The 8,804-nt window shown below is 66.1% G+C and carries 9 protein-coding genes; 2 read left to right on the top strand and 7 right to left on the bottom strand.

All coding sequences use genetic code 11. The annotated features are described in order from the left end of the window. Positions 1 to 339 precede the first annotated feature (339 nt). Positions 340 to 792, top strand: coding sequence for a DUF192 domain-containing protein (locus tag ASD22_RS14595; protein ID WP_056085125.1), 453 nt, complete (start codon positions 340 to 342; stop codon positions 790 to 792). Between the two features lie 217 nt (positions 793 to 1,009). Here the strand turns inward: ASD22_RS14595 and ASD22_RS14590 are convergent, their stop codons facing one another. Continuing rightward, complete coding sequence (locus tag ASD22_RS14590) at positions 1,010 to 1,207, bottom strand: rubredoxin (protein ID WP_040670504.1); 198 nt, start codon at positions 1,205 to 1,207, stop codon at positions 1,010 to 1,012. A 242-nt stretch (positions 1,208 to 1,449) separates the two neighbouring features. Here ASD22_RS14590 and hemL point away from each other — a divergent pair, with 242 nt between their 5' ends. Beyond that, positions 1,450 to 2,733 carry a glutamate-1-semialdehyde 2,1-aminomutase gene (gene hemL / locus ASD22_RS14585; protein WP_056085123.1) on the top strand — a complete coding sequence of 428 codons (1,284 nt, stop codon included), beginning with the start codon at positions 1,450 to 1,452 and terminating at the stop codon, positions 2,731 to 2,733. 23 nt (positions 2,734 to 2,756) lie between these two features. On the opposite strand, the gene ASD22_RS14580 is transcribed toward hemL, so the two are convergent. From ASD22_RS14580 to mpl, 6 genes are all read right to left on the bottom strand, one after another. After that, on the bottom strand, positions 2,757 to 3,176 hold the full coding sequence (locus tag ASD22_RS14580; protein WP_056085121.1) for a VOC family protein: 420 nt from the start codon (positions 3,174 to 3,176) through the stop codon (positions 2,757 to 2,759). Positions 3,177 to 3,245: 69 nt separating this feature from the next. Then, on the bottom strand, positions 3,246 to 3,674 hold the full coding sequence (locus ASD22_RS14575) for an HIT family protein (protein WP_056085119.1): 429 nt from the start codon (positions 3,672 to 3,674) through the stop codon (positions 3,246 to 3,248). Next, positions 3,674 to 4,906: an acetylornithine/succinylornithine family transaminase gene (locus ASD22_RS14570; protein WP_056085117.1), complete on the bottom strand. Its 1,233-nt coding sequence runs from the start codon at positions 4,904 to 4,906 to the stop codon at positions 3,674 to 3,676. The genes ASD22_RS14575 and ASD22_RS14570 overlap by 1 nt, the downstream gene beginning before the upstream one ends. A 174-nt stretch (positions 4,907 to 5,080) precedes the next feature. Further along, positions 5,081 to 6,412, bottom strand: a complete 1,332-nt coding sequence (locus tag ASD22_RS14565) for a sigma-54 dependent transcriptional regulator (RefSeq protein WP_056085115.1) — start codon at positions 6,410 to 6,412, stop codon at positions 5,081 to 5,083. A 236-nt stretch (positions 6,413 to 6,648) separates the two neighbouring features. Next, positions 6,649 to 7,251 carry an LON peptidase substrate-binding domain-containing protein gene (locus ASD22_RS14560; RefSeq protein ID WP_056085113.1) on the bottom strand — a complete coding sequence of 201 codons (603 nt, stop codon included), beginning with the start codon at positions 7,249 to 7,251 and terminating at the stop codon, positions 6,649 to 6,651. Between the two features lie 68 nt (positions 7,252 to 7,319). After that, positions 7,320 to 8,768, bottom strand: coding sequence for a UDP-N-acetylmuramate:L-alanyl-gamma-D-glutamyl-meso-diaminopimelate ligase (mpl, locus tag ASD22_RS14555; RefSeq protein ID WP_056085111.1), 1,449 nt, complete (start codon positions 8,766 to 8,768; stop codon positions 7,320 to 7,322). Between the last annotated feature and the right edge of the window lie 36 nt (positions 8,769 to 8,804).

The following is an 8,804-nucleotide window of genomic DNA, read 5'->3' as shown; positions in this document are numbered from 1 at the left end:
CCCATTCAACACAAGACGTCCACACAATTCACCTGCGCACACTGTCAAAGATCGTTCGCTTGGCACCGGTTTTCCCGGTACCGCCCCAAGACGTTTCGCCCTAGGTGAGCCGCCCATTCTACATCGCTTTTCCTTACCGTCAACACCCTTGAAACAAAATCTTTCGAGGTGATTTGTGTTGCGGAAGGCCTTCGCGGAGGGCGTCTCGTCGAAGGGGCGTGAATCATAGCGCCGCGCCGTACATCTGTGAAGGGGCCGGTGAACTTTTTTTCTGAATCGTCGCTCGGCAGCACTGGGGTGCACCGCTAGACTTCCTGCTCTGCCTGCGCGAGCGAAGTGATGAAAACATGGTTTTTAGCGGTATTTGTCCTGCTTGCCGGTTGCGCCAGCGCGGCGTCTCCCACGCACGCGCCCGTCACGGTGGTGTTGCACGGACAACGTTTTTCGGTGGAGCTGGCCACCGACAACGCGCAGCGGCAACGGGGACTGATGATGCGGCAGTCGCTTCCGGCCGATCACGGCATGCTGTTCGTGTTCCCGCGTACGGAGCCGCAGGCGTTCTGGATGAAGAACACGCTCATCCCGCTGGACATGCTCTATTTCGATGCCACGCGACAGCTGGTGTCGATGCAGTTGAACGTACCGCCGTGCCGGGCGGATCCCTGCCCGGTCTACCCCAGCGAGGGCCCGGCGCGTTACGTGCTTGAGCTTTCGGGTGGAACGGCGCGGCGGATCGGGGTGCAGCCTGGTGATGAACTGAAGATCGAGGGCGAGATCGGCCCCGTGCGTTGATCTGAAGGGCGTGAGTCCAGCAGCCCGACGCGGTAGGGGATCAGATCCTCCGGCCGCAGTGTTTCCAGCATGTCCCATTCATCTTCGAACGGTATGAACTGTTGCATGGGGATGCTCCCGGCAAAGTCGTACGCGGCGCGTACTTGAGGAACATCAGAGCAGGCGGCCCGGCGGTTTTGCTGTCCGGATCGGGCCGATTGCTGGCAGAACGCGGACTTCAGTCCAGCTCGATCATCTCGAAGTCATCCTTGGTGGTGCCGCAGTCGGGACAGGTCCAGGTATCCGGCACGTCTTCCCAACGCGTTCCGGGTGCGATTCCCTCTTCCGGCACGCCTTCCGCTTCGTCGTAGATATAGCCGCAAACAACGCACATCCATTTACGCAAGGCCGTGGCCTGGTTGGAACTGGCACTCATGATAGGAATTCTTCGATCGTGACTGGATTCGCCATTCTCGCAACTCGCCCCACGATGCGAAAGCGCGCTGCGCGCGATTGCATCCATGGGATCGCCCATGTTGCGTGTCAAAACGTCACGTCGATGGCACGGCGGCTGGCGATGGATCGCTGCACAACGGAGAATGGTCGGCCTGATGGCCGCTCCGGCGGCATGTAGCGCCCCCTGCGCATCGCCCTTCTCCCACTTTTCCGGAATTCCACATGACCACCAACCAAGAGCTGTTCCAGCGTGCCCAACGTTTGATGCCCGGCGGCGTGAATTCGCCGGTGCGCGCGTTCAAGTCGGTGGGCGGCGAGCCGTTTTTCACCGCAAGGGCTGACGGCGCCTATCTGTGGGATGTCGAGGGACGGCGCTACATCGACTACGTCGGTTCCTGGGGCCCGATGATCGTGGGCCACAACCACCCGGCCGTGCGCGAAGCGGTGGAACGCGCGGTAAAGGATGGCCTGTCGTTCGGCACGCCCTGCGCCGCCGAAGTGACGATGGCCGAGACGATCACCCGGTTGATTCCCTCGATCGACATGGTGCGCATGGTCAACTCCGGCACCGAGGCCACGATGTCGGCGATCCGGCTGGCGCGCGGTGCCACCGGCCGCAGCAAGATCGTGAAGTTCGAAGGCTGCTATCACGGCCACGGCGACAGTTTTCTGGTGAAGGCCGGCTCGGGCGCGCTCACCTTCGGCGTGCCCACCTCGCCCGGCGTGCCCCGCGCGAATGCCGACCTCACGCTGACCTTGCCGTTCAACGATATCGATGCGGCACGGGTATTGTTCGCCGAGCACGGCGCCGACGTCGCCGCGCTGATCATCGAGCCGGTCGCCGGCAACATGAATTGCATCCCGCCGAAAGACGGCTACCTCGCCGCGCTGCGCGAGCTGTGCACGAACCACGGCGCAGTGCTGATTTTCGACGAGGTGATGACAGGATTCCGCGTGGCGCTGGGCGGCGCGCAGGCGCATTACGGCGTCACGCCCGATCTCACCACGTTCGGCAAGATCATCGGTGGCGGCATGCCGGTGGGTGCGTACGGTGGCCGGCGCGACCTGATGGAACAGATCGCCCCCAGCGGCCCGATCTACCAGGCGGGCACCTTGAGCGGCAACCCGGTGGCGATGGCCGCCGGCCTGGCGATGCTGGAGCTGATCCAGGCACCGGGTTTCCACGAACAACTCGCCGCACGCACCCGGTTACTTACCGACGGCTTCCAATCCGTGGCTGATGGCGAAGGCGTGCCGTTCAGCACGAATCGTGTCGGCGGCATGTTCGGCTTGTTCTTCAGCGCGGAAAAGGTCGAGAGCTACGCGCAGGCGACGGCGGCGGACAGCGGCCTGTTCAACCGTTTCTTCCACGGCATGCTGGAGCGCGGCGTGTATCTGGCGCCTTCGGCGTTCGAAGCCGGCTTCATGTCCAGCGCGCACAGCGACCAGGACATCGCCGATACGCTGGAAGCCGCGCGCGGCGCGCTACGCCAGGCGCGCGGCTGACGAAGACGCGCACCGCACGGGCGTCACCAGACGCCCGTGTTCGGCATCGACGCCCATGGTTCGCGCGGCTCCAGATGCCCGTCCTGCAGCAACTCGATCGAGATGAGGTCGGGCGAGCGCACGAAGGCCATGTGGCCGTCACGGGGTGGACGGCCGATGGTGTAACCCATCGACTGCAGGCGTTCGCAGGTGGCGTAGATGTCGTCGACGCGAAACGCCAGATGGCCGAAATTGCGCGCTGAGCCGTAATCCTCGTCGGCGTCCCAGTTGTAGGTCAGCTCCACTTCCGCGTCCGGGCTTTCAGCCGCCGACAGGAATACCAGCGTGTAGCGCCCAGCGGGCACTTCCATGCGGCGCACTTCGCGCAGGCCCAGCCCTTCGCAATAGAAGCGCAGGGAGGCGTCGAGGTCGCGTACGCGAACCATGCTGTGCAGATATTTCATCGCAGCTCCGTAGGGTGATGAAAAAACCATGATGCAACGCGGCCGGTGAGCGGCCGGTGCAGGTGTCGATCAATGCTCGAGTCGCGCCTTGAGCGTGCGCGCGATGGCGGCGAGCTGATCGGCGCCGCTCCGCGGCGGGACGGCATCGGGATACACGCGCAGCAGGCCGTCGTCGACCCGGCGCGGGTGCACGTGCAGGTGGAAATGGAAGACCTCCTGCCCGCCTGCTTCGCCGTTCGACTGCCACAGGTTCAGGCCCGGCGGATCGTACGCGGCACGCAACGCGCGGGCCACCCGCACGGTCGCCTGCATCAACGCCGCGGCCTCGTCGTCGGCCAGTGTGTAGATATCGGGCACATGCCGGTGTGGTATCACCAGCACGTGGCCCGGTACCGCCTGGCGCCAATCCATGAAGGCCAGCACCTTGCCGTCATCCAGGATCACGTTGGCCGGCGCCACGCCACTGACGATCGCGCAGAACGGGCAGGCGTCATCCATCAGGCGGACGTCAGCTCCTGCACGGCCAGGCGCAGGCGCGACAGCCCTTCGACCACGTCGGCGCCGCCGATGTTCAGCGGCGGCACCAGCCGCAGCACATCCGGCCCCGCCTGCAGCAGCAGCACACCATGTTTCGCCGCGCATTCCAGGATGTCGCCGGCGCGGCCCTTGTAGGCGTCAGCCAGGACTGCACCCAGCATCAGTCCGCGGCCACGGATGCCGGCGAACAGGCCGCTTTCCTCGCCGATGGCGGCCAGGCCTGCCCGCAGCGCCGCACCCTGCTTCTCTACATTCTCCAGCAGCACCGGCGACGCCAGCTTGCGCAGCGCCACGCGCGCCACCGCGGCCGCCATGGGATTGCCGCCGAAGGTGGTGCCGTGTGCACCGTATTGCATGACCTCGGCCACCTTGGGCCCGGCCAGCATCGCGCCGATCGGGAAGCCGCAACCCAGCGCCTTGGCCAAGGTGACGATGTCGGGTGTCACGCCGTCCTGCGGATGGGCAAACAAGGTGCCGGTGCGACCCATGCCGCACTGGATTTCATCCAGCACCAGCAAGGCGTCGTGCGCATCGCACAATTCGCGCACCCGCTTCAGAAAGCCCGGCGCGGCAGGCATGACACCGCCCTCGCCCTGCACCGGCTCGACCATCACCGCGGCGATGTCATTGGCGGCGAACGCCGCTTCCAGCGCCGAAGCGTCGTTGAAATCGAGGTAGCGGAAACCCTCCGGCAACGGCTCGTAACCCTGCTGGTATTTCGGCTGCGCAGTGGCGGTGACAGCGCCCAGCGTGCGGCCATGGAAGGAGCCGCGGAAGGTAACGATCACCCGCCGCTCCGGTGGCCTGCCTTGCGCGGCCGCCCACTTGCGCACCAGCTTGATCGCAGCCTCGTTCGCCTCCGTGCCGGAGTTGCACAGATATACGCGTTCGGCGAAATCCGCAGCCGCCACCAGTTCCTCCGCCAAACGCAACGGCGGCTCGGTATAGAACACGTTGCTGGTGTGCCACAGCTTGTGCGCCTGCGCGGTCAGCGCGGCCAGCAGGTCCGGGTCCTGGTGTCCCAGCGAATTCACCGCGATACCAGCGCCGAAATCCACGTAATCGTTGCCATCGGTATCCCACAGACGCGAACCCCTGCCGTAGTCGAGCACCATGGCGCGCGGTCGATACAGCGGCAACCAGTAATGGGCGAGGTCGATCAGGGATGCCGTGTTGGGACTGGGCGATTGCATGAGTGGCTCCAGACTTCGCCATCGGCGAAGCCTCGTGGAATCGGAAGGGGATGGTGTCAGTCCACCCGCAAGCGGGTGGCTTCCCGCCAATTATCCACGTACGGCGCCGGAACCTGAAGCGGTGGCCCGCAAGGTCGCCCCTAGCGCCCCGCACACCCGCTCACGACCCGCGGATCAGCGCATGTCCTCCAGTTGCAGCTGGTGCTTCTTGCACAACCGATAGACGGTGACCCGGGAGATGCTCAGCCGGCGCGCGCATTCGCTGATGTTGAACTGGCTTTCACGCAGGCAGGTGACGATGGCGTCGCGCTCGGCCGCCACGCGTGCCAGGCCAAGACTGCGATGGATCATGCCGACGTTGGTGCGCAAATCCAGGTCCGCCGGACCGATCAGCGCATCCTCCGCCACGACGGCGGCACGCTGCACCCGGTTCAGCAATTCACGCACGTTGCCGGGCCAGGAGTAGCCGCGCATCGCACGCCGCGCGGCACTGCTGAAGCCACGCGCATAGCTGCAGTGCTGCTCGCGGAAGTGATCCAGAAAATGCTGCGCCAGCAGTTCGACATCGCCACCACGTTCGCGCAGCGGCGGCATGTGCAGGCGCAGGACATTGAGGCGGTAGTACAGATCCTCGCGGAAGCTGCCTTGCGCCACCGCCTTTTCCAGGTCGACATGGGTGGCGGCCAGCACGCGCACGTCGATACTGATCGGCTGGCTGCTGCCCACGCGCTCCAGCGAGCCTTCCTGCAGGAAACGCAGCAGGTTGGTTTGCGCTTCCAGCGGGAGATCGCCCACCTCGTCCAGGAACACGGTGCCGCCGGCGGCGCTCTCGATGTGCCCGATGCGCCGTGTGTTGGCGCCGGTGAACGCGCCGCGCTCATGGCCGAACAACTCCGACTGCACGAGGTTGGGCGCCAGCGCGCCGCAGTTGATCGGCACGAACGGCCCCGCCCGTCGAGCCGACATGCGATGCAGCGCGGCGGCGGCCACTTCCTTGCCCGTGCCCGTCTCGCCGGTGATCAATACGGGCAGTTCAACGGGCGCAAACTTGTGCACGCTGGCCACCGTGGCGACCATCGCAGGGCTGCGGCCAACCATCTCCGCCAGGTGATCGCCGCCGGTGACGTCCTGCCGCGACGCGTCCCCCGCCCGCCGCAACGCATCCAGCAACTGCGGCATGTCGATCGGCGCCATCAGGATCTCGCGACCGCTTTCCAGCACGCGTTTCACCGACGGCTCCCGCGCGGGGGATTCCGGTGCGCGCAACACGATCCAGGGGATGCCGCTGTGCTCGGCCATCAGTCGATCCATCGATGCCAGTGCCGGCGCGTCGCAGTGGCGCATGTCGGCCAGCGCGACCACACCGTCACCCTGGTGTGCCCCCGTATCCACGCCAACCGCGGTGCCGACCCGGCGAATCTGCCAGCCGGCCCGGATCAGGATGTCGCGCTCATGTTCGGCGGGGTGGCCGAACCACACCACACAACCCCGGCTGCCATTGACCATTTGCCTCTCCCGCCCAGGTCCTGGCTTGCACCAGAAACCTCGGTTCAGGCAACCCGGCCCCCTTCCGCAGCTGCTCCATGTCCCTGTCGCATCCGTGATGTGCCCTGCACGCCATCCGGCCATTCAGAACGCACCACACCGAGCGCTAATGATGCGCCGTCGTGGCGTGAAGAATCAGTGTGCTTTCAGCCAGTTGGGCATTGGCCTTACGGCCTGCCCCAATCGGCCTACGCGGCCTAGGATTTCTGGAACCGGGGCAGCACGTCGCGCAGCTCGGCGAGCCGCTGCAAGGGGTCGGTCAGCTCCAGCATGTGCTGTTGCTCCTCCACGTCCAGCGGCAGCAGCTCGGCAAGGCGAAACCCGACCCAGCCGGCGTCGTCGTACATCGAACGCGGCGCGTGGCGGGACTGCGGCGCCATCGTTTCCACCAGTCGCTCGGCGATGCTCTGCAGCAGCGCGAATTCCACCGGGACCTCCTGCGGCGGTTCGGGCGGCCACATCGCCACGCTGCCACGCAACAGGCCGTCTGAGCGCGCGCGGGTGCGGTCGACACGGAAACGCGCACCACCCTCGACCACGATCGTCAGCAAACCGTCGCCGCCGGTATGGAAATCGGTGATGCGGGCGATCGTGCCCACCGCGGCGGGGATCGCCGGCGCGCCCGTCTCGCGCCCCTGCAGGATCAGGCAGATGCCGAAACCGCTGTCCTGCCGCGCACATTCGCGCACCATGTCCAGATAGCGCGGCTCGAAAATGCGCAAGGCCAGTTGCCCACCGGGAAACAGCACGGTGCGCAGCGGAAACAAGGGCACATCGGGGAGAGGAACGGGACCGGCCATGTGTTCGAGTTAGTCACAAGCCGTCGCGTGAACGCAAGCCACGGCGCACGCCGAAACGCGGACGGAAGTTACTGCTTCGCCATCCGCTCGACAAAGCGGTGCGGCGCGTTGTCGAAGCCGCCGTTGGACATGAACACCACCTGGTCGCCGGGCCGCGCCAGTGCCTGCAGATCGGCGAGCAACGCGTTGACGCTGGGCGCGGTGGTGCCGCGCCCCTTCAGCGCATCGGTGACCTCGGCCGCATTCCACGGCAGGTCGGGGCGCTGCAGGAAAACCACCGCGTCGGCATCGGCCAGCGACGGCGCCAGCGCGGCGGCGTGCGCGCCCTGGCGCATGGAATTGGAGCGCGGCTCCAACGCCACCAGGATGCGCCCTGCCCCAACCTTTGCGCGCAACCCCGCCAGCGTGGTGGCGATGGCCGTAGGATGGTGGGCGAAATCGTCATAGACGTGCACGCCACCGGCTTCACCGACCAGTTCCATCCGCCGTTTCACGCTATGGAAATCGGCAAACGCCGGCAACAATGCGCGTGGATCGGCGCCCGCCGCGGCGGCGGCGGCCAGCGCGGCCAGCGCGTTCATCACGCTGTGGTTGCCCAGCAGAGGCCAGCGGACTTCACCGATCAGTTCGCCGTTTCGATGCACGGCAAATGCCGAGCCATCCGCCTCGATCAGGCTGGCCTGCCAGTCGCCGCAGCCGATGCCGAAGGTTTCCACCGGGGTCCAGCAGCCCATCGCCAGCACTTCGGCCAGGCGCTCGTCGGAAGCGTTGACGATTAGCCGACCGTTGCCGGGCACCGTGCGCACCAGGTGGTGGAACTGGCGCTGGATCGCGGCCACGTCGGGGAAGATGTCCGCGTGGTCGTATTCCAGGTTGTTGAGGATCGCGATGAGCGGCCGGTAATGCACGAACTTGCTGCGCTTGTCGAAAAACGCGGTGTCGTATTCGTCCGCTTCAATGACAAATGGTGCCGTCGAAGACGGCCCCACCCCAACGTCCCCTGCCCGCGGGGGAAGGAGGCGCGCAGCGCCGGAAGGGGGACTCTGGGCGCCACAAGGCTGCTTTCCGCCCAACCTCGCCGACACCCCGAAATTCCCCGGCACCCCGCCCACCAGAAACCCGGGCGCCATCCCCGCGCTTTCCAGCAGATGCGCCAGCAGGCTCGTGGTGGTGGTTTTACCATGCGTGCCGGCCACCGCCAGCACGTCGCGCCCGGCCAGCACCGTCTCGCCCAGCCATTGCGGGCCGGAAACGTAGCGCAGGCGCTGGTCGAGCATGTATTCCACCGCCGGGTTGCCGCGGCTCATCGCGTTGCCGACCACCACCAGATCAGGCGCCGACTGCAGATGTTTCGCGTCGTACCCGCGCATCAACTCGATGCCGAGGGCTTCAAGCTGGTCGCTCATCGGCGGGTAGACGTTGGCGTCGGAACCCTCGACCGTGAGGCCGAGCTCGCGCGCCAAGGCGGCGACACCGCCCATGAAGGTGCCGCAGATACCGAGAATATGCAGACGCATGCCGGGCTTCCTGAAAACCCTTCCCGGCGGGAAGGG

Origin of the sequence: Rhodanobacter sp. Root480, assembly GCF_001426645.1 — a bacterium.
In the GTDB taxonomy this organism is placed as follows: domain Bacteria; phylum Pseudomonadota; class Gammaproteobacteria; order Xanthomonadales; family Rhodanobacteraceae; genus Rhodanobacter; species Rhodanobacter ginsenosidimutans.
The sequence above is the reverse complement of the archived record's forward strand: the minus strand, read 5'-3'. Positions and strand labels throughout refer to the sequence as shown.